This window comes from Thalassolituus marinus, from assembly GCF_020320395.1.
Lineage (GTDB): Bacteria > Pseudomonadota > Gammaproteobacteria > Pseudomonadales > Oceanobacteraceae > Venatoribacter > Venatoribacter marinus.
Genome location: NZ_JAEDAH010000001.1, coordinates 20438 through 41613, shown reverse-complemented (window position 1 = coordinate 41613; position 21176 = coordinate 20438). Strand labels below are relative to the sequence as shown.

At 54.6% G+C, this 21176-nt stretch carries 22 protein-coding genes; 9 read left to right on the top strand and 13 right to left on the bottom strand.

Annotated features, from left to right (window positions below; all coding sequences use genetic code 11):
* The first annotated feature begins 61 nt into the window (after positions 1 to 61).
* Positions 62 to 2260, top strand: coding sequence for a CHASE2 domain-containing protein (locus tag I9W95_RS00210; RefSeq protein WP_225670467.1), 2199 nt, complete (start codon positions 62 to 64; stop codon positions 2258 to 2260).
* A gap of 3 nt (positions 2261 to 2263) precedes the next feature.
* Here I9W95_RS00210 and I9W95_RS00205 read toward each other — a convergent pair whose 3' ends face one another.
* Positions 2264 to 3988: a FecR family protein gene (locus I9W95_RS00205; protein WP_225670465.1), complete on the bottom strand. Its 1725-nt coding sequence runs from the start codon at positions 3986 to 3988 to the stop codon at positions 2264 to 2266.
* A gap of 14 nt (positions 3989 to 4002) precedes the next feature.
* Complete coding sequence (locus I9W95_RS00200; RefSeq protein WP_225670463.1) at positions 4003 to 5514, bottom strand: hypothetical protein; 1512 nt, start codon at positions 5512 to 5514, stop codon at positions 4003 to 4005.
* Positions 5515 to 5703: 189 nt separating this feature from the next.
* Here I9W95_RS00200 and I9W95_RS00195 point away from each other — a divergent pair, with 189 nt between their 5' ends.
* Both I9W95_RS00195 and ccoM read left to right on the top strand, forming a co-directional pair.
* Positions 5704 to 6198 (top strand): cyclic nucleotide-binding domain-containing protein, encoded by a 495-nt coding sequence (locus I9W95_RS00195; RefSeq protein WP_225670460.1) that lies wholly within the window; start codon positions 5704 to 5706, stop codon positions 6196 to 6198.
* Positions 6199 to 6409: 211 nt separating this feature from the next.
* Positions 6410 to 6529, top strand: coding sequence for a cytochrome c oxidase subunit CcoM (gene ccoM / locus I9W95_RS18445; RefSeq protein WP_318653578.1), 120 nt, complete (start codon positions 6410 to 6412; stop codon positions 6527 to 6529).
* 146 nt (positions 6530 to 6675) lie between these two features.
* Here ccoM and I9W95_RS00190 read toward each other — a convergent pair whose 3' ends face one another.
* Genes I9W95_RS00190 through I9W95_RS00155 form a run of 8 tightly spaced genes read right to left on the bottom strand, consistent with a single transcriptional unit; the run spans position 6676 to position 14166 of the window.
* The gene (locus I9W95_RS00190; protein WP_225670458.1) at positions 6676 to 7446 is read right to left on the bottom strand and encodes a septal ring lytic transglycosylase RlpA family protein; all 771 of its coding nucleotides are present in this window, start codon (positions 7444 to 7446) and stop codon (positions 6676 to 6678) included.
* A complete protein-coding gene (gene mltB, locus I9W95_RS00185; RefSeq protein WP_225670456.1) occupies positions 7443 to 8417 on the bottom strand; it encodes a lytic murein transglycosylase B in 975 nt (324 codons plus the stop codon). Before mltB ends, I9W95_RS00190 begins: the two co-directional genes overlap by 4 nt.
* A gap of 15 nt (positions 8418 to 8432) precedes the next feature.
* Positions 8433 to 9578 carry a rod shape-determining protein RodA gene (gene rodA / locus I9W95_RS00180; RefSeq protein WP_225670454.1) on the bottom strand — a complete coding sequence of 382 codons (1146 nt, stop codon included), beginning with the start codon at positions 9576 to 9578 and terminating at the stop codon, positions 8433 to 8435.
* Positions 9578 to 11431: a penicillin-binding protein 2 gene (gene mrdA / locus I9W95_RS00175; RefSeq protein ID WP_225670452.1), complete on the bottom strand. Its 1854-nt coding sequence runs from the start codon at positions 11429 to 11431 to the stop codon at positions 9578 to 9580. Before mrdA ends, rodA begins: the two co-directional genes overlap by 1 nt.
* Positions 11432 to 11442: 11 nt before the next feature.
* The gene (gene rlmH, locus I9W95_RS00170) at positions 11443 to 11910 is read right to left on the bottom strand and encodes a 23S rRNA (pseudouridine(1915)-N(3))-methyltransferase RlmH (protein WP_225670450.1); all 468 of its coding nucleotides are present in this window, start codon (positions 11908 to 11910) and stop codon (positions 11443 to 11445) included.
* Positions 11907 to 12263 carry a ribosome silencing factor gene (gene rsfS / locus I9W95_RS00165; protein ID WP_225670448.1) on the bottom strand — a complete coding sequence of 119 codons (357 nt, stop codon included), beginning with the start codon at positions 12261 to 12263 and terminating at the stop codon, positions 11907 to 11909. The genes rlmH and rsfS overlap by 4 nt, the downstream gene beginning before the upstream one ends.
* 6 nt (positions 12264 to 12269) lie before the next feature.
* Positions 12270 to 12929 (bottom strand): nicotinate-nucleotide adenylyltransferase, encoded by a 660-nt coding sequence (nadD, locus tag I9W95_RS00160; RefSeq protein WP_225670446.1) that lies wholly within the window; start codon positions 12927 to 12929, stop codon positions 12270 to 12272.
* Positions 12910 to 14166 (bottom strand): glutamate-5-semialdehyde dehydrogenase, encoded by a 1257-nt coding sequence (locus I9W95_RS00155; protein WP_225670444.1) that lies wholly within the window; start codon positions 14164 to 14166, stop codon positions 12910 to 12912. Before I9W95_RS00155 ends, nadD begins: the two co-directional genes overlap by 20 nt.
* A 112-nt stretch (positions 14167 to 14278) precedes the next feature.
* On the opposite strand from I9W95_RS00155, the gene I9W95_RS00150 reads away from it, so the two are divergent.
* The gene (locus I9W95_RS00150; protein ID WP_225670442.1) at positions 14279 to 15211 is read left to right on the top strand and encodes a GGDEF domain-containing protein; all 933 of its coding nucleotides are present in this window, start codon (positions 14279 to 14281) and stop codon (positions 15209 to 15211) included.
* Positions 15201 to 16187, top strand: coding sequence for a diguanylate cyclase domain-containing protein (locus tag I9W95_RS00145; RefSeq protein ID WP_225670434.1), 987 nt, complete (start codon positions 15201 to 15203; stop codon positions 16185 to 16187). Before I9W95_RS00150 ends, I9W95_RS00145 begins: the two co-directional genes overlap by 11 nt.
* A 24-nt stretch (positions 16188 to 16211) precedes the next feature.
* Here the strand turns inward: I9W95_RS00145 and I9W95_RS00140 are convergent, their stop codons facing one another.
* Positions 16212 to 17069, bottom strand: a complete 858-nt coding sequence (locus I9W95_RS00140) for a class I SAM-dependent methyltransferase (RefSeq protein ID WP_225670433.1) — start codon at positions 17067 to 17069, stop codon at positions 16212 to 16214.
* A gap of 80 nt (positions 17070 to 17149) precedes the next feature.
* Here I9W95_RS00140 and I9W95_RS00135 point away from each other — a divergent pair, with 80 nt between their 5' ends.
* Positions 17150 to 17743, top strand: a complete 594-nt coding sequence (locus I9W95_RS00135) for a DedA family protein (RefSeq protein WP_225670431.1) — start codon at positions 17150 to 17152, stop codon at positions 17741 to 17743.
* Here I9W95_RS00135 and I9W95_RS00130 read toward each other — a convergent pair.
* Positions 17715 to 17966, bottom strand: a complete 252-nt coding sequence (locus tag I9W95_RS00130; protein ID WP_225670429.1) for a hypothetical protein — start codon at positions 17964 to 17966, stop codon at positions 17715 to 17717. The two genes, I9W95_RS00135 and I9W95_RS00130, sit on opposite strands and share 29 nt — an antisense overlap.
* 110 nt (positions 17967 to 18076) lie before the next feature.
* On the opposite strand from I9W95_RS00130, the gene I9W95_RS00125 reads away from it, so the two are divergent.
* Positions 18077 to 19102 (top strand): DUF3549 family protein, encoded by a 1026-nt coding sequence (locus tag I9W95_RS00125; protein WP_225670427.1) that lies wholly within the window; start codon positions 18077 to 18079, stop codon positions 19100 to 19102.
* Positions 19102 to 19545 (top strand): YchJ family protein, encoded by a 444-nt coding sequence (locus I9W95_RS00120; RefSeq protein WP_225670425.1) that lies wholly within the window; start codon positions 19102 to 19104, stop codon positions 19543 to 19545. The genes I9W95_RS00125 and I9W95_RS00120 overlap by 1 nt, the downstream gene beginning before the upstream one ends.
* A 9-nt stretch (positions 19546 to 19554) precedes the next feature.
* Here I9W95_RS00120 and I9W95_RS00115 read toward each other — a convergent pair whose 3' ends face one another.
* Entirely contained in the window at positions 19555 to 19830 is a 276-nt protein-coding gene (locus I9W95_RS00115; protein WP_225670423.1) for a hypothetical protein, read from the bottom strand.
* Between the two features lie 104 nt (positions 19831 to 19934).
* Here I9W95_RS00115 and I9W95_RS00110 point away from each other — a divergent pair, with 104 nt between their 5' ends.
* A complete protein-coding gene (locus I9W95_RS00110; RefSeq protein WP_225670421.1) occupies positions 19935 to 21032 on the top strand; it encodes a hypothetical protein in 1098 nt (365 codons plus the stop codon).
* Positions 21033 to 21176: the final 144 nt, after the last annotated feature.

Sequence of the window (21176 nt, the reverse complement as noted above, 5' to 3'; positions counted from 1 at the left end):
CTTCTGCACCGGCTGGTGCTGTGATAGGGTTCCGGAATACTGAACAGGAACGGAATCTCTGATGCGGCTCCAGCGCAAACGCCTGCCGGCAATGGCAGGTGTTGTTATTACCTTCTTATTTCTGATTCTGGCGCTGCAACCACAGGGGGCATCGCGTTGGCTCAGTCGTCTCGATTACCTGCTCTATGACTGGCGTTTTACCACGGCGCTTTCTTTAAAACCCACTCCTATCGGTGAGCAGCCGATTGTTATTATCGACATTGATGAGCAATCGTTGGCGCAGGAAGGTCGCTGGCCCTGGAGTCGCCATAAGCTGGCAGAGCTGGTAGCTGCCCTGGCAGGCTATGGCGTGACTGTCGTGGCCTTTGATGTGGTCTTTTCTGAGCCTGAACGTAATCCTGTCGATGAAATTCGCCAGCGCCTGCTGCGCGATGGCGAAGACTGGAAAGCACCGGAACACTGGCGTCGTCAGGTCGATGGTGATCAGCATTTCGCTGAAGAACTCCCGGCGACGGATGTCGTGCTGGGTTTCTTCTTTCTCGATGAGGCAATCTCAGTCGGCCAGTTGCCTGACGGCATCGATAGCCTGACAGGCAGCGCCGGAGACAGTCTGGTGGTGGTTAACAAGCCAGGTTATGCCGCCAATCTGCCACTGTTGCAATCAGCTGCGGCTGGCGGTGGCTTTGTAACCACCTTTGCTGATTCTGACGGTGCTATTCGTCGTTCCCCGCTGTTGATCCGGCATGATGGGCAGCTGTACCCCTCACTCTCGCTGGCCACGCTGATGGCTTATCTGTTTGATCGCAATGTGAATATTGATACGGCGCGAATCGGTTCGGTAGAAGCGATCCGCAATATCACGCTCAGCGGACTGAAGGCGCGCACGGACGCTTCCGGTTGGGTGACAGTGCCGTATCGTGGTGGGCGCCGTACTTTCCCCTATGTTCCGGCAGCAGACGTCCTCAGCGGTCGTGCAGACACGAAGCAGCTGGAGGGTGCCATCGTTCTGGTCGGTACATCGGCACTGGGCTTGTCGGACCTCAGAGCCACTCCGGTTGGCACTCAGTATCCCGGGGTCGAGGTTCACGCCAATATCATTGATGCCATGCTGAACGATGGCTTCCCTTACCGGCCAGAGTGGGAAGCGGGAGCGACCGCTGCGGCTCTGTGCCTGATCGGTCTGATACTCGCTTTCTGGCTACCGGCAGCAGGCCCGGTGGCGTCTATTGCGCTCAGCGGAGCGGCAGCTTTACTGGTGATAGCCGGTAACCTCTGGTTGTGGATGGTGCACCGGCTGGACTTACCCATGGCTTCTTTGCTGTTGATGGTTGGCAGCCTGACCATGATGAATATGGCATGGGGTTTTATTCGTGAAAGCGTGAGCCGCCGGGTACTGAAAGGTATGTTTGATCAGTACGTGCCGCCAGCGCATATTGATCGCATGCTGGCCGATCCGGCGGCCTATCAGTTTGCCGGTGAAAGTAAGGAAATGACGGTACTGTTCAGCGATATACGCAGCTTCACCAATATGTCGGAGAGCCTGACAGCTTCCGAGCTGAAAGCCTTACTGAACAGTTATTTTACGCCGGTGACGAAAGTGATTTTTGATCACGAGGGCACCATTGATAAATACGTCGGCGACATGGTGATGGCATTCTGGGGGGCGCCTCTGGATGATCAGCAGCATGCTCATCATGCGGTTGCCGCCGCGCTTCAGATGCAGGAAACCACGACCGCCCTCAGTGCAGATTTTGTTGCTCGCGGCTGGCCTCCGATTGCCATCGGAATTGGTATCAATACGGGGCCAATGAACGTTGGTGACATGGGCTCCTCCTACCGTCGTGCTTATACGGTGCTGGGTGATTCTGTGAATCTGGGCTCGCGTCTGGAAAGCATCACTAAGTACTACGGGGCAAAAATTCTCGTCAGTGAGACGACTCAGGCTCAGGCTCCCGGATTCGTTTATCGCTTTGTCGATCGTATTCAGGTGAAGGGTAAGAATGAGCCAGTCAGCGTGTTTGAACCACTATGTCCACAAGGGCAGGTGAGTGCCGCTGAACAGCATGAATTACAGCACTATCAGTGCATGATAGAAGCGTACCGGTCACAAAACTGGCAACAGGCACTGGCTGTTCTGGATGAGCTGCAAAGTGAATCAGATCGTGTGCTGTATCAGGTATATCGCCAGCGTATTGAATCGCTGCAACAGAATCCGCCGGCGGAAGGCTGGGATGGGGTCTTCCGCCACACGGAGAAGTGACTTTTACTGCGGCAGGTCGGTGATGCTGCCAATCGGCGACAACGGCCAGGCGACCAGCCCATCTGCAGTTTGCACAACACCCGTTCCAGCAGCATCGATGGTGCGGAAATGATAAGCACCGACGAACGCTTGCAGCGCGGTTGAACCGGTAAGGAATCCGCCCAGCTTGCTGTTGACCAGATCCATCTCTGACATGTTCTCTGACATGTTCTCTGACAAATCAGTGAGATCACCGTAGGTCAGGTTCATCGTTACATTCGGACTGTTGGTTGAGCCGTTACCGCGAATGGAACCATCAAATTCGGCATACCAGTTAGTGGAAACGGATTCCGGTGCCGTACCGTAGGACAGATTGATGTTGCCGTTGGAGATGATGCCACTGCTGAAGTCGAGATCGAAACTGCCACTGCTGTACAGAATCTGCTCTCCTTCGCTGTTGGTACCGAGCGCTTCGCTGCCACTGAATGACACACTTCCCGTCATGGCTGCAACGACGGTTTCCTGAATCGGCTCAGCTGCCAGCCAGAAAACCGGGGTTTCGACGTTGGTTACTTCGTTACTGTCGTCGGTCAGATACTGCTCAACCGGCGTTGCCACACTGCCGTTCCAGATACCCCATTCGACATCACCGACACCGGCTGGTACCAGAATTTCTGCTGCCGTACCGGCATAGCTGAAGCGGGTAATATCGACGCCTTCACCATCGACTACCAGGAATACCGGCTGGTCGTTGGCATCACGAATAACGGCTGCTGTCTGTGTTCCGTTTTCTGTCAGCAGAATGCCCCCCTCAGTGCTGGTAAGCAGTGATGTGTATTCATCATCGCTGAGGCGTACGTCAGGTGAAATGCGGGTGGCAATATCAACAGGAGGCTCCGGAGTGCCGTTGCCATTGTCGGTATTATCGTCATCCGGATCGTTGACCAGGCCCTGTTCTTTCAGCGATTCCAGCGTGTTGCCGTCATCGTCCTGATCCAGTGGATTCGGAACCGGGTTGCCTTCCTCTCGTTGTGCGTTGTCCGTACCGCTGGCAGAGCCAGACGTATCGTCCTGAGGACCTTCGCTATCGTCAACGCCAGCGTCGTCACCGCTCTGATCGCTGCCCTCTGTCGGGCTGTCACCCAGTTCATCCGGTGGCGTCATCATGCCGGTGAAACCATTGCTGCCAAGGCTGCCGAAGGCATAATCAGCGCCCATGCCAAGGTCATAACTACCACTGTCATTAGATAAACGGATACCACCTTTCCAGACACCGGCAAACAGCTGGCCCTGACTCACCAGTGCGCTGTAGAGGGTGCCGCGAATACCAATAGAGGCTACAGGAGTGTCGACCTGATAGGCCTCCTTATTTCCTTTGCCGATGGTGCCAGTCAGCGTGCGGAATCCACCCTCGACCAGCTCCATCAGAACTTTTTCCTGCTCCGGGGCATCGGCATTCTGGTTGTATGAGTGAATCGCCAGCTGGCTATTGGCCTGCAAAGCGAGCAGGCCATTATCAATAAAACGAATCTGCACCCGGCTGCTTTCGCCGGTAGTGATGGTGTCGGAGACAAAGACCGGGTCACGGCGCTTCAGAGCACGCTGGTTACCATCGCCGGTTGCGGCGGAGACATCACCCTTGACCATGATGATGTGACCCGCAATGTCAGCAGCATGGGCCGTCAGGCTGAGGACGGCGGTGAAAAACAGGGTGGTGAGTGTCAGTCCGGTTGTTTTAAGTAATTCCATTTTTCGTCCCCCGCTCAGAATGCCAGGTTGAGGCCCGCTTCGGTCAGCGTGCGGTCGTATTCATAAAGATCAATGTTGCTGTCGTAATCGATGTAGGCCACCTGAGTGTACAGGCTGAGCCAGCTGCGCAGGCTGTGGCTGTAGCCCAGTGACAGCTGCAGCATACGTTCGTCACGGGTCTGGCCACCGGCGAAAGCATTTTCATCCGGGTATTCACCCTGGAAATCGTACTTGCGCAGCAGCAGTGTGCTGTAGAGTGTTCCAGCGCTGCCTGTCAGGAACTGAGCACCGAGGGACAGCGATATGGCGTCACGAGCCTGATAATCGGCATCCCCCTGATCTGACGATACACTCAGCGCGGATTGCAGCGAGTAACCGGCGCTGAAATAGTTGGCGGAGACTTGCAGCTCCGGCGTCAGCAGGTCCAGGTCATCATTCAGTTCGTTGTCCTGCTGGCGTAGCGATAATGTCGTACGAAGCTGAACAGGCTGCAGGTCATAGCGCCATTCACCACTGGCAGAAAGTTCATTCAGCAGCGACTGGTCGCCCAGCCAGTACTGGCTGACCCGAGCGCTGACACGGAACTGATGCTCATTGCGCACCAGTCGCAGTCCGGCACTGGCGAACAGATTATCGAGATCGTAGATGTCGTCAGCGGCGTTGTCCTTGCGGCTGGCGCCGAGCTGAATATCCCATGCGCTGCGCATCGACAGCGGGCTGATGTAACTGGTCATGCCACGCAGCTGATAGTAACCACTGGCTTTCTTGCGGTCGTCTTTATCAATGATGGCGCGGAACACCCCGTCATAGATATCCACCTGCTCAATACTGGTGGCGCTGTTAAAGTTCGTGTCATAGCCCGCCGCCGTTCCGACCATGGCTGACCAGCTGGGTTGAAACGCCAGACGCTGTTGCTCAATTCGCTGCAGAAAACGGTCGATGGTGGCGGTGACATTGGCCGGAGGATTAGCTTTTCTTACGATCTGAAACTGCTCTTCAGCCGCGTCAGCATTGCCCAGATAGAAGTACGTTCTGGCCAGTTCCAGTCGATAGCGCAGCACCGAAGGGTAGCTGGCGACCAGACGTTCAAATGGAAACAGCGCATCGTTGTACTGCCCCAGCTGTGCTGCGGCAAAGCCGTAATGGAAATCAAATACTGCATCACCTTCCATCTCATTGAGGTGGGTACTGCCCAGCGTAAAGGCCTGCTCGTAAGCCTTGTCTGCTATCAGCTTTTCCAGTTGCTGATTTACCGTCTGAGGAGATTGGTTGGCATCAGCCGCTTGCGAGTCAGGCTGGTCTGTCGGCAACGAAGCGTTATCGTTGCGGTCGGAGCGTGCTTCCTCTACCGGCTGGAGTTCTGTCACTGGCTGTTCCTGCTCAGCGTCGCTGGCAGTCTGAGATTCCTCTGTGATGACCAGAGGGGGTGTCTGCGCAGCATCCCCTGTCTCTTCGGCAACGCTGCTGTGGACGCCGATCAGCAGTGTCAGTGGCAAAAGCGATGTCAGATTGATCACAGATTTCACGGATGTCTTCCCTTACTGGATTCAGTTCCCACCGGTTGGTATGTCTGCCCCGGTTGTTATTGAGTTATTACTCTTCAATGTCGCCTGTAACCCGCGTCATGACTGGCTTGCAGGCGGCGGTGGCAGAAGGTGCCATAGTGCTTCCAGCTTATAAGAGCTCAAATACGATCACCAGCGCTTTGACCAACTATGCTGAATAAAAATGGCAATTGTCCGGAGTTGGTAAATATGAAGACTGCATCTGGCCTGAGCAGAGCTCAGGTTGTGATGGTTCTGGGGAAGGTTCCGTTCTTTCGCGCCTTCTCGCTGGCCGAAAGGGAGCGTCTGGCAGAAGAAGCGGCATCGTTTCTGGTTGCCACGGAAGGTGAGACGATTATGAAGGCCGGTGAGCTGGATGCATCCTTCTATATTCTGCTTTCCGGTGGTATTGAAGTGATCGCAGATCAGGGCAAGCCAGCCATTGCATTAGAGCCTGGTGAGGTGATCGGCGAAATCGGGTTCCTTGCTCAGAGCGTCAGAACACGGTCAGTTGTCGCCCGTGAAGCTTCGATTCTTATGTGTATTGATCAATCACTGATGAAACATCTGCGCTGCGAGATGCGGGAAAAGATCAAGGACGAGCTCATTCGGCGGTTGCTGCAACGCGTTCTTCCTGAGCAAGCTTCAGACCATTTTTCATCATAACTGCATGGTTATTTGACCTGTATCAAACCTCGCGCCGCTGTAGGTTAACGGCGATTTTTCACTTGATTTGGGTCAATTCTGCCTCGTCAGCCGTTGCTACAGTTACTTCAACGACAGCGAACGAGCAGACAGAAATCGCTCAACGCTATTAACCCGGATGCGCCAGGCAGGCACTTGCCTGCGGTCCAGCTCAATATGTGAGGTGATGATTATGTTTATGGATGAAGTGGTATTTGCTGGTCTGCTGATTGTTACTCTGACCTGCGTCTTTTTCGCTGGCGTCTACATTGCGGTTAAAAACGATATCAAGAAACACGGTACTGGCGAGTAATCGACTGTACAGTGACTCCGGAGTCGACAGGGCCCGGGGGCAGCAGCACTGAGCTGCTGTAAAAGGTCGTGCACCTATCCTGTTTCTGCGCTGAGTACCTTGCCTCTGGGCCTTACCTTTGTGGTGATGGCCCTTTTTTTTATGCCTTAAAGCTGGTGTTCTGCCAGCAGCAGAGGCGAGGCAATGTTAATGTTTTTCAGCTTTGCCAGTACCTCATTAAGAGCATCGCCTTCCGGTACTGGTCCGATACGTACTTTATGCAGCGGGCGCTCTCCATCACTGGTGGATATGCCTACCGGCCAGTTCAGTGGCAACAGACCGCGTTGCAGCTCCTGTTGCAGGCGCATAGCCGCTTTAATATCAGACAAAGCGCTGACCTGAACCCAACGTACAGATTCGGCGGATGGCGGCTGTATCACTTCCACATCGACCAGCGCTGTACCCTGCTTATTAATACCCAGACGAACGGCTGCTGCATAGGACAGGTCGATAATACGGCCGTCGTGAAACGGTCCGCGGTCGTTAACCCGCACAATAACGGACTCGCCGCTGTCCACGCGTGTTACGCGAACATAGCTGGGTAACGGCAGCGTTTTGTGGGCCGCAGTGAACTGATAGACGTCGTAGATTTCACCATTTGAGGTCTGGTGGCCATGAAATTTCATGCCGTACCAGGAGGCTGTTCCCCGTTCCTTATAGCCCTGCGCTGTCGGCAGGACTTCATACTCCTTACCCCAAACGGTATAGCGACTGGGGTTGCCCATGGCGCTGCGCGGTTCCAGTTTCGGTGTTGGCTCCTGCAGAGTACTCAGGTCATGAATCGGCTCAGGAGTGAAATCCTGAGCGTGCTGATAGCGGGAGACCGAGCAGCCCTGCAGAATCAATACGCTGATCAGCAGGGCAAGGGTCAGCTTCAATGCAGGGCCTCACTGAGCTGATAAACGGCCATCGCATACAGACGACTGTGGTTGTAACGGGTTATGACGTAGAAGTTGTATTCGCCGAGCCAGAATTCAGCCCCTTTCTTGCCCTGCAGGCGGATCAGGTTGGCATCTTTATCGTCCGCTACGCTTTCGGTCGGTTTGACCCCCAGTGCTTTTAACTCGGCTACTGTCCACTTTGGTTTGAGGTTGTCATTGACCAGATCCTGATAGCGGTCGCCTTCAATCTGTACGCGCTGGGTGATGGCTTCACCACTGCGCCAGCCATGGCGTTTAAAGTAATTGGCAACGCTGAAAATAGCATCCGCAGGATTCCCCCACAGGTCGCGCTTACCGTCACCGTCGCCATCCACGGCGTAGTTCAGAAAGCTGGTCGGGATAAACTGACCGTAACCCATCGCGCCAGCGTAGGAACCTTTGATATTGGCCGGATCCAGTTTCTCTTTTTCAGTCAGGGCAAAGAACGCTTTCAGCTCGCGCCAGAACAGAGGACGTTTCGGGTAATCAAACGCCAGGGTCGACAGTGAGTCGAGTACCCGGTAGCTACCCTGACGAGTACCGTAAAACGTTTCTACGCCAATAATGGCTGCAATAATCTCTTTTTTAACGCCGTATTTTTTTTCAGCCTGTTGTAACAGGTCAGCATGTTTTTCGATGAAGGCTTTGCCGGCGTTAATGCGCTTGCTGGTGAGAAAAATATCCTGATATTCATCCCATTCTTTGGTGCGTTCAGCTGGGCGCTGGATGGCGTCCAGTACCGACTGCATTTTTTCAGCCTGAGATAACCACTGACGAATCTCCTGCGGATCCAGATCGTATTCGTCACTGGCTTCGGCAATAAAAGCCTCAGTTTTTTCATGGCTATCGTAGCTCGCTGCAGCTGGTAACGCAGATGACAATAAAATACCGCAGCCGAGTCCGAAAACGTTCTTCCACAAATTACGCATTTTTCTTCCTGATAATTACGGGTTTTGCCGGTGAGTCGCCATGGACATCAGAACACCAAAGGCTGTCAGCAGACTGACAACCGATGTACCACCGTAGCTCACCAAAGGTAAGGGTACGCCTACCACTGGTAAGATGCCACTCACCATGCCGATGTTCACGAACACATAAATAAAAAATGTGACCGATAAACTTCCGGACAACAAGCGACCGAATAAAGTTTCGCATTGAGCCGATAAATACAGGCAACGCATGATGATGAAAAAATACAAAGTGAGCAGTGCCAGTACGCCAATCAGGCCGAGCTCTTCGGCCAGTACGGCGATAATAAAATCGGTATGGCTTTCCGGCAGGAACTCGAGTTGTGATTGTGTGCCCTGCAAAAAGCCTTTGCCATCAATACCGCCTGAGCCAATGGCCGTTTTCGACTGAATAATATTCCAGCCAGATCCCAGTGGGTCACTTTCCGGGTTGAGGAAGGTCAGTACCCGTTGCTTCTGGTAATCACGCATCACAAAAAACCACATCGCCGGAGCACTGGCTGCCAGCAGAGCGCCGCCACTGATGATCAGTTTCCATGACATGCCGGCGAAAAACAGCACCAGGACACCTGAAGCACCGATCAGGATTGAGGTGCCGAGATCCGGCTGCTTGAGAATCATCACCGTGGGCAGGCCGATAATGATCATGGCTTTGACCAGCACGGAAAATTTCGGTGGTACAGGATGGCGCGCCATGTACCAGGCAACGGTTAATGGCAGCGCCAGTTTAACCAGCTCTGATGGCTGGAAACGTGGTAAACCGGGAATTGCCAGCCAGCGCTGCGCACCTTTGGCGCCAACACCCATGATCAGCACCAGTAGCAGGGCGACCAGACCGACCAGATATGCCCAGGGAGCTATTGCCTGATAAAAGCGCGGTGGCAGCTGTGCAGCGGTAATCATTACCACCAGACCGATGGCAAAGTGAATGGCCTGACGTTTGACCATTCCCCATTCCTGGCCACTACCGCTGTAAAGTATGGCCAGCCCGCAAATGGTCAGGGCTAGAATCAGCAGGGTCAGTGGCAGATCCAGGTGGATACGCTCGAACAATGCCTGACTGCGGCTGAAACCGTGGTGGTGACCGCTGCCGATGGTGCGGCTGAAATCTGTACTGGCCATCAGCCCTCTGCGCCTCCAAGGTATTCGTTGATGATGCTCTGGGCAATCGGACCCGCGGTACGACCAGCGGACTCTCCATTTTCAATGACCACGGCAACGGCAATTTCCGGTTTGTCGACCGGAGCAAAGGCAATAAACAGAGCGTGGTCGCGCAAACGTTCCTTAAGGGACTCGGAGTCGTATTCCTCATCCTGCTTGATACCCACTACCTGCGCCGTGCCGGTTTTACCGGCAATAGGAAAGTCGAGACGACTCAGTAAGCGGCGAGCGGTACCGTGGGTGCCGGTAATTACCTTAGACATGGCATTGCTCATTCGATCCCAGTCTTTGACATTGTTCAGTTCAATATCCGGGATGTCGCCGTGCGGAACTTCGTCAATCACATCGTCATGGGCGTAAATCAGGCGTGGCACTTTCCATTCACCGTGGCTGGCCAGAACCGAGGTGGCGGTCGCCAGCTGCAGTGGCGTAACCAGCATAAAGCCCTGGCCGATACCGAGGTTTACTGTGTCACCGGCATACCAGAAAGATTTACGACGAGCACGTTTCCAGTCGCGGTCTGGTAACAGGCCGGGCAGAGCATTAATAACATCGAGCGTCATGTCCCGGCCGAAGCCGAACTGGGCAAGAAAAGGCGAAATTGTATCGATACCGGCGCGAACCGCCATTTCATAGAAATAGGTATCACAGGATTCGACAATCGCGCGCTCCAGGTTTACAACGCCATGGCCGGTTCTTTTCCAGTCGCGATACAGGCGCTCATCATTTTCCAGCTGGAACCAGCCCTGATCGTCGATGGTTTCGCCCCAGTTGGTAATGCCGGAATTAACGGCTGCCAGTCCGATAAAAGGCTTCAGTGTTGATGCTGGTGGATACTGACCACGGATGGTGCGATCGAACAGTGGCAGGTCCGGGTTGTCGCGCAGGTCGGAGTAGTCTTTGTGGGAGATCCCGGTGACGAACAGGTTGGGGTCGAAGCTCGGGTTGCTGTACAGACTGAGGATACCGCCAGTCGCCACTTCAATGGCCACCAGAGCGCCGCGCATCCCTTTCATCTCTTTCTGTGCCAGAGTCTGCAGGCGTGAGTCGAGATGTAATGTAATGTCCTGGCCTGGTGTCGGGTCCTGTTGCTCAAGCACCTGAATAATCCGGCCACGGGCGTTGGTTTCGACCTTCTGGTATCCGACTTCGCCGTGAAGATCGGCTTCGTAACGTTTTTCTACGCCAAGCTTACCTATGTACTGGGTTGCGCTGTAGCGGCGCTTGGTTTCTGCATCAGCATCCAGCGTTGCCTGCTCTTTCTGATTGATACGACCGACGTAGCCCAGTACGTGGGCAAAGGATTCACCCAGCGGATAATGGCGCACCAGCTGTGCTTCCACATCAACACCTGGAAGGTACATACGGTTGACCATAACCTGAGCGATCTCTTCCTCGCTCAGTTTATGACGCAGAACAATGGGTTCGAACGGACGGCGACGCAGTTTCTTGCGTTTGTCGAACTGCTCACGATCACGCTCGCTGACACCAATCAGGGTGTCCAGAAACTCGATGGTTTTGTCCATGTCGGTCACCCGTTCAGGGACCAGAACCAGACTGTATGAGGGGACGTTTTCCGCCAGCAGCACACCGTTGCGGTCGTAGATCAGTCCGCGATTGGGAGCAATGGGCTGCAGCTGAATGCGATTGTTTTCAGAAAGGTCTTTGTATTTATCGTGCAGTGTGATCTGCAGATAGGCCATACGCCAGACCAGAATGCTGATCATCAGTAATATAAAGACGGCCAGGGTGATCGCCCGCGAGCGAAAGAGTCTGGTTTCGGCAGCTTTATCCCTGAATGAATGCTCCCACATGGTTCCGTCTCTTATTTATGGTAGGGATGACCCTGCAGGATGGTCCATGCGCGGTACAGTTGTTCCGCCAGCATCACGCGCACCAGAGGGTGGGGCAGCGTCAGTGCCGACAGCGACCAGCGCTGACTGGCCAGAGACAGAATATCAGGCGTCATGCCGTCCGGGCCGCCGATTAGCAGGGCCACATCGCCACCCTGCATGCGCCAGCCTTCGAGCTGCTGCGACAGTTTTTCGGTAGACCAGGTTGCACCCAGAACATCGAGTGCAACGACGTGGTCGCCAGGACGTATGGCCTTACGCAAGGCGTCAGCTTCCTGCTGCATAGCCTTTTCCTTGCTGGTGTTTTTTGCCCGGTGTCCCGGAGCAATTTCGACCAGTTCCAGAGCACAGTCGGCTGGCAGGCGCTTTGCGTATTCGGCAAAGCCCTGTTCAACCCAGCCCGGCATCTTATGGCCTACCGCCAGCAGGCGTAGCTTCATGCGTCAGCAGATCCCTGCTTACCTGACTCGTCCGGCTCGCCCCACAGGCGTTCCAGATCATAGAAGTGGCGGGCCTGATCGGTCATGACGTGTACGACGACATCGAACAGGTCAATCAGAACCCAGTCGGATGCGCCACGACCTTCTGTGCCGTTAGGGCGCAGGCCTGCGTGTTTCGCTTTTTCTTCAACGTTACCGACAACAGCGGAAACGTGACGGCTGGACGTACCGGTGGCGATTACCATCCAGTCAGTAACGGATGTACGGCCGCGAACGTCCAGTACGGTGATGTTCTGCGCCTTCATATCTTCAAGGGCGTCAACCACCAGGGATTTTATTTGCTCAGTTTGCATTCAGTTCTATCGATAGAGTTGTTGTTGAATGATGTATTCCAGCACCGCGTCCGGTGTCAGAAAGGTGACATTGTCGCCCTGCTTGATAGCCCGGCGCAAGTCAGAGGCGGATATATCCAGTTCAGGCCAGTGATGCAGACATATATGTCCGGCACTGAATCCCAATAATTGCGGCAAATCGCACTCACGTTGTTCCAGTTGCAGCTCCTGCCAGTGACTGACACTGCGTACTCCGGGGCGGCTGATGACCAGCAGGTTGGCCTGCTCCAGCAGTTCCAGCGGTTTGTACCAGTGTTCAAATCCTTGCCAGGCATCCTGCCCCATCACCCAGGTGAAGCCAACGTCCGGATACTGGGCTCGCAGCGCAGCAACGGTAACGGCGCTGTAGCTCAGGTCGTCGCGTTCCAGCTCAATACTGCAGGGTTCGACACCGGTCAGGTTCTGACAGGCGAGGGCCAGCATTGCCAGGCGTTGCTTGCCGGTCGCCTGCGGTTGCGGGCGATGAGGGGGAATGCTGTTGGGAATCAGCAAAACTTTATCAAAGCCCTGATCCCTCAGCTGCACAGCGATACGCAGGTGTCCGATATGAATCGGATCGAAGGTGCCGCCCAGCAGCGCCCATCGTTGCGGGCGCTGCGGGTCAGGCTTATTTACGGACTTCGCCATTGCCGAGTACGACGTACTTCTGCGAAGTCAGACCATCCAGGCCTACCGGGCCGCGGGCGTGAATTTTATCGGTGGAGATACCGATTTCAGCCCCCAGACCGTATTCAAAGCCGTCAGCAAAACGGGTCGAGGCATTGATCATTACTGAACTGGAGTCCACTTCGGTAAGGAAGCGGCGTGCCAGTGTGTAGTTCTCGGACACGATGGAATCGGTGTGGTGCGAGCCATAGTGATTGATGTGATCAATGGCGCTGTCCATATCATCGACAATGCGGATGGACAGGATCGGAGCCAGATATTCTGTCGCCCAGTCTTCATTCGTCGCTGAGTTAATATCGGTCAGCAGTTCACGGGTACGCTCACAGCCACGCAGTTCAACGCCAATGCCCTGATAGGCTTCGGCCAGTTCCGGCAGAACATCCGCAGCAACGGCCTGGTGCACCAGCAGGGTTTCCATGGTGTTGCAGGTCCCGTAGCGGTGGGTCTTGGCGTTGATGGCAATGTTGATTGCTTTGGTTTTGTCGGCGAATTCGTCGATATAAACGTGACAGATACCATCCAGGTGTTTAATCACGGTGACCTTGGCGTCGCGGCTGATACGTTCGATCAGGCCTTTACCACCACGAGGTACAACCACATCAACGTATTCCGGCATGGTGATCAGTGCGCCTACAGCCTCGCGGTCGGTCGTTTCCACCACCTGCACGGCACTGGCTGGCAGGCCTGCGGCTTCGAGACCGGTGCTGATACATTCGGCCAGGGCGCGGTTGGCTTCAATGGCTTCTGAGCCGCCGCGCAGAATGGCAGCATTACCAGACTTCAGACACAGGCTGGCTGCTTCAATGGTTACGTTCGGACGACTTTCGTAAATGATGCCGATAACGCCCAGTGGTACACGCATTTTGCCCACCTGAATGCCGCTTGGACGGTATTTCAGGTCGGTGATCTCACCCACTGGGTCGGCCAGCGTGGCAACCTGATGCAGGCCTTCGATCATGGTGTCGATGCGCTCGTCAGTCAGTTCCAGACGATCCAGCAGCGCAGCATCCAGACCATTTTCCTGGCCTCGGATCATATCGCGCTGGTTAGCGGCTTTTACGGCTTCGCGCTGTTCGCTGATGGCTTCAGCGATGGCGAGAAGGGCTTTGTTTTTGTCCTGGGTGCTGGCGCGGGCCATGGCGCGGGCGGCCTTGCGGGCGTTCTGCCCCAGAGTCTGCATGTACTCAGATACGTTCATCGGTATAACCTGAACAGCCTGTAACGGATAAAGTGCGCTAGTATAACTGGAATAGATAGCGCCTCAAAAAATAATCAGATAACAGGAAGCAGAGAAGCGGACGCTCACCTCTATGGAAAAAGTTAAGTTTCACAACCTGGTGATGTTGCAGGTTAAAGTCGTCTACTGTCTGCTGACGGCACTGGGTCTCAGTGTGATTGCAGCTCTGGACCTGCTGGAAGACAAAAAGCACTTCGCCATTATTGCCGCCAGTTTCTCGCTGCTGCTGGTGCTGTATGCGGCTTATATGCTGGTGCGTCGCCGCAAGGGCTCGTCGCCATACCCGGAATGGATACTGGTAGGTCTGCTACTGGTGTTTACCCTGTTTGGCATGCATCAGCGGCCGGAAGTTGCTCACTGGACCTACCTGGTGCCGGTCTATACCTATTTCCTGTTTCCGTTTCGCACTGCCAGTTACATCACTCTGGCCTACAGTCTGGCGCTGGTGATACTGGTGCTGGACGACTTTGACAGTTTTACCCGCCTGCAGGTGCTGTTCACTTATGCTGCCTGCTACGCATTCTCGGTGATGTACGCTCTGATCAATGAGCGCACTAATCACGCGCTGACGGAAATTGTAAATACTGACCCGCTGACTCAGGTGTACAACGAGCATCAGTTGTATCTCGACCTCAACAAAGAAATGACCCGCGCTGATCGTCAGCGCTCGTCAATGACGGTGCTGGCGATTGCGACGCCAGCGGACTGGCACGCGCTGAAAGAAGAAGATTACGAACAGCGGCTTGGCTATCTGGGACGCAAGTTACGCCAGTGTCTGCGCAGCTTTGATGCCTGCTACCGATTGAATACCGATGACTTCGTTATTCTTATGCCGGATTCAGATGAAGATGATGCCCGCGGTCTGACTCAGGCACTGGAGCAACTGCTGCTTGATAATCGTCATCCGGAGCTACGTTCGTTGCTGGTTCACGCTGAGAGTTATCGTCCGGACGATGATGCGCAGGCGTTGATCGCCCGGGTACGCGGAGGTCTGTATGCTGCATGATCTGTCACAGGAAGAGTTGTTGCCGCGTCTGCAGACGCTGGTGTACATGCTGGCGTCACTGGCGATTGGTATTCTGATGTACGACCAGTATCGCCAGGGGCTGTATTCACTGGTACTGACTAACGCTATCGCCATTCCTGCGTTCGCCTTCAGTGCGGTCTACATCTATGTAAACCGCGATCGGGATACTTATCGTTGGGTGAATTATCCGTTGATTCTGACGCTGGCAGGGCTGGCGATTTATCAGTTGCCGCAGTATCCGGAACTGATGAAGCACTATTTGTTTGGCTTGCCGTTATTCAGCTATTTCGCCTTACCACTGTATCAGGCGACGCTGTTCAATATAGCCGTCGCCGTGGTGATGACCGCCCTGATCTGGCTGGATTTTGGCATGATGAAGGCCCTGCGCACCGGTACCAATTATGGACTGTTGCTGGGGGCCGCCTGGTGTTTCGCTTATCTGACTACTCTGAAAAACTGGTCGCTGAAGCGTCTGGCGCTGACCGATCAGGCCTCCGGAGCCTACAATCGCCGTCACTTTTTACAGACGCTGGAACGGGAGATTGCCCGATGTGACTCTACTCGTCAGAGCTTCAGCCTGATTGGACTGGCCATCGATGATTATCGCCAGCTGATTGATATCCACGGTAATCGGGTGATGACCCAGTTTCTGCCGCGTTTTACCGAGCGTACGCAGCGTCTGATCCGTGCCGGTGATGAAGTGTTTCGTCTGGCTGATGATCTGTTTGTACTGGTGTTGCCCAACTGTCAGGAAGACGGTGCCATCGTGTTGATGGAGCGGGTCAAACGCAGCCTGCAGCAACAGACCTGGAAGCCATTTGCGGAGATCTCCGTCAGTGCTTCGGCGGTTGGCTGGCAGAATGGTGAGGAAAGTCGCGATCTGGAAAAACGCTTACTGGCCAAACTGAAGAAACAGAAGCGTACCAGCCTGCAGCTGGCCGCTTTTCAGGACTGAATCTGGCGGTGGTATCCGCTGTGCTTACACAGCGCAGCGGATCAGTCGTACCAGCGTTGCGGTTTTGGCGCGTGGCAGATTGAGTTGTTCGTAAAAGCTCGCCGGGTCGTGTACCTCTACGCCGGCAAATCCATCTTCGCTGAATCCGGCACGGATGGCTTCGTCGGAAGGGTAGTGCAATGGCCAATCGCCACGGGTAAAGAAACCCACCAGACCCTGAGCGAACTTCACATACTTGTATGAAGGATGATCGGCAAAATCCGGGTACAGGTCGGTGACATAATAACCCGCCGGAAAGGCTTTCAGACCATCTGCCATACGGGCCCAGACCTGACGAATCACTGGCAGTTCAAAATAATTCACCAGGCCTTCGGTGACGATGGCGGTTTTCTTACCCGGATCAAGCGTGGCCAGCAGGGCGGCAATGGACTCATCGCCACTTTCTTCGAGAATATTGCAGGCCCGGACCTGGTGTTGGGCACCAACACCGATTTTCTTTAATAGTGATCCTTTGCGTGCTGCCATGCCTGGCAGGTCGGCTTCGATATAGGTCAGCTGCGGATATTTCTGGCGCAGACGATAGCCCCGTGGTGATAAACCGGCGGCGATTTCGACAATCTGCTCGACGCCCTGTTCTTCAACCAGCTGGCTGACCAGATGATCAATCACGTTATGACGCTGTAGCAGAAAGGTATCAATACTGGCGCCGGCGACTTTACGCAGAAAAGCGTTGATCGGGGTCAGGGCGGCGTTGGCTACACGGCCGGCAACAGTAACGAAATCCGGTGCAGAAAGACCGTGGCGGTACCAGACATAGCCGGTGTAATGGGCGCTGATGCTGATGCGGGATGTATCCTTGGCATCGGAGGATAGAATGCTCATGAGCTGTATTTATTGTTGTTATGCTGAGGTGCCAGAATACGGCCTTGCACGAGTGAAGTCTATGAAGGAGAGCACGGCCTGTGATTGATGATTGGATGGCAGGTACTGAGTGGACAGTACTGACGCTTATCTTCGCGGTGGGGATGCTGGCATTTCTGGAGTCGTTGCTGCTGGTCGGGTTGCTTATACCTGGTGTGGCGCTGCTATCAGCTCTGGTGTTGCTGGCAGTGGCAGCCGGCATTTCCCTGCACTGGCTGTTGCTGGCCGGTTTTGTTGGTGCGCTGCTCGGTGATGGCATCAGCTTTCATATCGGCTACAGCACGCGCCAGCGTATTTATCACTGGGGAGTGTTCCGCAATCATCCGGACTGGCTCAGACGCAGTCAGCAGTTTTTTGACCGATACGGGGTGATGAGCATTGCCTTTGGCCGTTTTATTGGCCCGCTGCGGCCACTGATTCCGGCAACCGCCGGTGCCTGTGCTATGTCGCCGCTGCGTTTCTGGCTGGTGAATCTGGTTTCTTCCGTTGCCTGGAGCCTGGCTTATATTGCACCGCTTTACTGGCTTGGGGATGAACTGAAGGGCAGTCAGCTGAGTGCCTGGCTGGCGCTGGTGGTGATTGTCGCTACCGCTATCGCGTTGCTGATCAGTCGTTATTTGCTGCGCCGTTCCTGAGTGCACGCAGTTCGTTGTTGGCCTGAGTCAGCTGAAACTGCAGATCTGCGACTTTTTGCTTCATCTCTTTAGCGGTTTGGGCTTCCTGCTGGTGCTGATCAGCGATCGCCTGCATATCTCTTTTTGCCTGTTCGATCTGACTCTGCCATCGACGGGACAGCAGGTAGCCTGCACTTCCTGCGCCGATAATGATGCCTGCCAGCACAGCGAATACGATGATCATGTTATCTCCTGCGGGTGATTCGGTTGCGGGTCGGAGCATAACGCAAAAACTGGTACACTGCGCGCCATTGTACCGGGCTGACCGGTGTCTGCAGACAGTAGGACAAGATCGTGACCATTGGTGAATTAGTAAGCAAAAGTGGCGCACAGATGCGCGTATTCGATATGGGCCGCCGGATTGAAGAGATTCCGCTGGACCGCTTTGCCTCGTTCGAGCAGCTGGCCACGCCCCATGCGTCACCTTATCTCAAACATGCATGGCTGGGCATTCTCAGCTGGAATCCGGATCAGCCGGGTCAGCACAATATCTGGTTCCTGAAACTGCCACTGGATGAACAGAACATCCTGCAGCCGGGTTTCCGTGATGGCTTTATTCAGCACTGGCTGCGTGTCGCTGCCAACCCGGATAAAGAACACGGTGAGGCGCCTTGTACCTATAAGCCAGACCCATCGCGTATGGCCTATTTCCATGCCCAGGCTTTGCAGACTCTGGGTCAACCGGCGACGCAGTTTTATGCCACTGCGCGCGCTTACCTGAGTGGTGATATCGGCTGGGATAACTGGCAGCAGCTGGGCTTGCAGGGGCTCGCGGAAGTGGTTGCCCGTCTGGATGAAGAACACAACAGTTTACTGGTGCAGAAAGCTCTGCCGCATTTACCTGCGGTGCCGCGCAATGCACTGCTGAATTTCCTTGAGAACGCCACTCCGGATCAGGGGCTGACCTCGGCACTGAACGATACCTTGTCGGCGGTAGTGGCAGCGGGGGCAACGGTGGCCGATCTGGCGGCTTTCGTTCGAGCGTTATCGTACAGCGTAAACGCCGATCAGCGCGTGTTGTTGCTACAGGTGATTCTGGCCCATCCGTTGAAACATGACGTTGAATTACTGGCCGCTATTGGCAGTCGCTGCTGGCGCGACCTCGAGGGTGGCTTGTTACTGATGTATCTGGAATGTCTGGCTGCGAACGCACAGGGAGAAGGCGCATTTAATGCCCTGGTGGCTGATTTGCTGGCTCTGCCTGGTATGCGTGAGCGTTTCATGCTGGTTCTGGGTTCACCTGAACGCAGTGAAAAACTCAGTCAGATGGTCGGGCAGTTATTTGCGCTCGCACGCCAGGCGGATGGTGGGCTGCAGTAATGCTGTGTCCGTGCCACTCTGGCCAGGTTTATAAACAGTGCTGTAAACCGCTGCATGATGGTCAGCCTGCGGCATCACCGCAGGCGTTAATGCGGTCGCGCTATGCGGCGTTTGCGCTGGACAAAGCCGACTACCTGTTAAGCAGCTGGGATGCCCGCACACGTCCTGCGAATCTTGAATTTACGCAAGACACGCAATGGTTCTCACTGCAGATTCATGAGTCTGCACAGCAGGGCAATGAGGGTAGTGTGCGCTTTACCGCGCGTTTTCGCGAAGGCAGTGAGTGGCTGGAGCTGACGGAAATATCCCGCTTCAGTCTCGGCGATGATGGTTACTGGCGCTACCTGGATGGCAATGCCGATTTTCATCGCTGGCAGCCGGGGCGCAATGACCTTTGCCCCTGCGGCAGCGAGAAAAAATTCAAGAAGTGCTGCGCTCGCTGAGCGGGCCTATTAATCTTTTGGGCGACTCATGCCGCGCAGCATCATGCCCCATACCATGGCAAAGGTGCCGGCAATCGAAACCAGCATCATCAGATTGACCAGAATGGTGTGGCGTTGGTAATAACTGATCTGAGGTTGCTCAGAATCACTGCACACGCCATTGATAAAGTCATAATGGCCTCCGCTCTGGGTGCAGTCGGTCAGCGCCGACATTTCAATACCATAGAGCGACAGCAGAATAACTGCTGGCAGTGCGAATAACAGGGAACCGGCACGAAGCCACATAAATACTCTCCAACCTGAAAGAAACTTGACATTTGACGCCAGAATTCTGCATCTTACAGGGTGATTGCGCCTAATAAAATGATAACAACGACGAGCTGCTGTTCATGAAAAACATCCTTATGCCTCTTTGGTTGTCTGCTGCGGTACTGGTATCCGTTCCGGCTGACGCTGCAACAGAGAGTCTCGAGAAACTGCTCGGCGGTATTAAAGCCGATATTGCAGCCAAACGCCTTTCCAGCCCATCGGGGAATAACGCGCTGGAAAAAATTGACGCTTTCCGTGAGGAAGCGCCATTCGATTTCCGTGTCGTGCCACTGACGTATGAGTGGGGCGAAGCGTATGTTGCACTGGCTGAGTCTGCGATCGCCTCAAAAGATTATGCAAAAGCTCAGGGATACCTCGATAAGGTATGGCTGGTTGCCTCGCTGACCCCTGGTCTTGAAGACGCACAAGCGACACTTGATAAAGTGTATAAAGGCGCACCTGCAGTAGCAGCCAAAGCGGAAGACAAAGGTCCAAGCAAGGAAGAGCTGGCGCGTCAGAAAAAACTGGCTGAAGCAGCGGCTAAAGAGAAAGCTCGTGTAGAAGCCGAACGTAAGCGCAAGGCGGAAGAAGAAAAACGCCTGGCTGCTGAAGCGAAGAAACAAGCTGAAGCTGATCGTAAGCGTAAAGCGGAAGAAGAGCGCCTGCGTCGTGCGGAAGCTGAAAAAGCCGAAAAAGCAGCGGCGGCCAAACGCGTAGCGGATGCTGAAAAAGCCCGCACTCAGCAGGCAAAACCTGCTGCGGCGCCTGCACCGGTTGTTGTGCAGAAGCCCAAGCCGGAAGCACCTAAAGTGATTGCTGTTGCCAGTCGTCAGCAGCGCTCAGAAGTATCTGGCCTGTGGAAAGATGCAAAAGAAGAATCGGCGCCTCTGGCCAGTTATCCGGTATCAGCTGAGATGCTGAGTGAGCGAGATCGTGACATTGTGGATTCGCTGGAGCCGGTTTGTAAGGCGATTCTTGATAACGATGCGTCCGTGGTGGTGCATACCTCTGACAAGGCCGATTACCGTTGGCTGACAGTGCGTCTGACTCTGTGTATGCGTCGTCTGGATAAAACCTTCCGTCTGCGTCACAGCTATGAATCGGTTGCGGATGCGGAGCCGTTTGTGAGCCTGCACCCGTCACGTGAAGTGTCTCTGGTGCGTCAGTCAACAGACTGATTTGCTCAGCGAAAAAGCCGGCTGATGCCGGCTTTTTTTGTATCTGCTGGTTTATTTTCAGCCAGTAGGAACTCTCTGTAGTACTCGGGGTCACTGTAAACGGTGGGTTCGAGTGCCGGTACCTGCAAAAAATCGACAGCGTGT

Excerpts from the sequence above, each read along its gene's own strand:
- I9W95_RS00210 (WP_225670467.1), top strand. The coding sequence starts at position 62 with ATGCGGCTCCAGCGCAAACGCCTGCCGGCAATGGCAGGTGTTGTTATT.
- I9W95_RS00205 (WP_225670465.1), bottom strand. The coding sequence starts at position 3,988 with ATGGAATTACTTAAAACAACCGGACTGACACTCACCACCCTGTTTTTC.
- I9W95_RS00195 (WP_225670460.1), top strand. The coding sequence starts at position 5,704 with ATGCTGAATAAAAATGGCAATTGTCCGGAGTTGGTAAATATGAAGACT.
- ccoM (WP_318653578.1), top strand. The coding sequence starts at position 6,410 with ATGTTTATGGATGAAGTGGTATTTGCTGGTCTGCTGATTGTTACTCTG.
- mltB (WP_225670456.1), bottom strand. The coding sequence starts at position 8,417 with ATGCGTAATTTGTGGAAGAACGTTTTCGGACTCGGCTGCGGTATTTTA.
- rodA (WP_225670454.1), bottom strand. The coding sequence starts at position 9,578 with ATGGCCAGTACAGATTTCAGCCGCACCATCGGCAGCGGTCACCACCAC.
- mrdA (WP_225670452.1), bottom strand. The coding sequence starts at position 11,431 with ATGTGGGAGCATTCATTCAGGGATAAAGCTGCCGAAACCAGACTCTTT.
- rlmH (WP_225670450.1), bottom strand. The coding sequence starts at position 11,910 with ATGAAGCTACGCCTGCTGGCGGTAGGCCATAAGATGCCGGGCTGGGTT.
- rsfS (WP_225670448.1), bottom strand. The coding sequence starts at position 12,263 with ATGCAAACTGAGCAAATAAAATCCCTGGTGGTTGACGCCCTTGAAGAT.
- nadD (WP_225670446.1), bottom strand. The coding sequence starts at position 12,929 with ATGGCGAAGTCCGTAAATAAGCCTGACCCGCAGCGCCCGCAACGATGG.
- I9W95_RS00155 (WP_225670444.1), bottom strand. The coding sequence starts at position 14,166 with ATGAACGTATCTGAGTACATGCAGACTCTGGGGCAGAACGCCCGCAAG.
- I9W95_RS00150 (WP_225670442.1), top strand. The coding sequence starts at position 14,279 with ATGGAAAAAGTTAAGTTTCACAACCTGGTGATGTTGCAGGTTAAAGTC.
- I9W95_RS00145 (WP_225670434.1), top strand. The coding sequence starts at position 15,201 with ATGCTGCATGATCTGTCACAGGAAGAGTTGTTGCCGCGTCTGCAGACG.
- I9W95_RS00140 (WP_225670433.1), bottom strand. The coding sequence starts at position 17,069 with ATGAGCATTCTATCCTCCGATGCCAAGGATACATCCCGCATCAGCATC.
- I9W95_RS00130 (WP_225670429.1), bottom strand. The coding sequence starts at position 17,966 with ATGATCATCGTATTCGCTGTGCTGGCAGGCATCATTATCGGCGCAGGA.
- I9W95_RS00120 (WP_225670425.1), top strand. The coding sequence starts at position 19,102 with ATGCTGTGTCCGTGCCACTCTGGCCAGGTTTATAAACAGTGCTGTAAA.
- I9W95_RS00115 (WP_225670423.1), bottom strand. The coding sequence starts at position 19,830 with ATGTGGCTTCGTGCCGGTTCCCTGTTATTCGCACTGCCAGCAGTTATT.
- I9W95_RS00110 (WP_225670421.1), top strand. The coding sequence starts at position 19,935 with ATGAAAAACATCCTTATGCCTCTTTGGTTGTCTGCTGCGGTACTGGTA.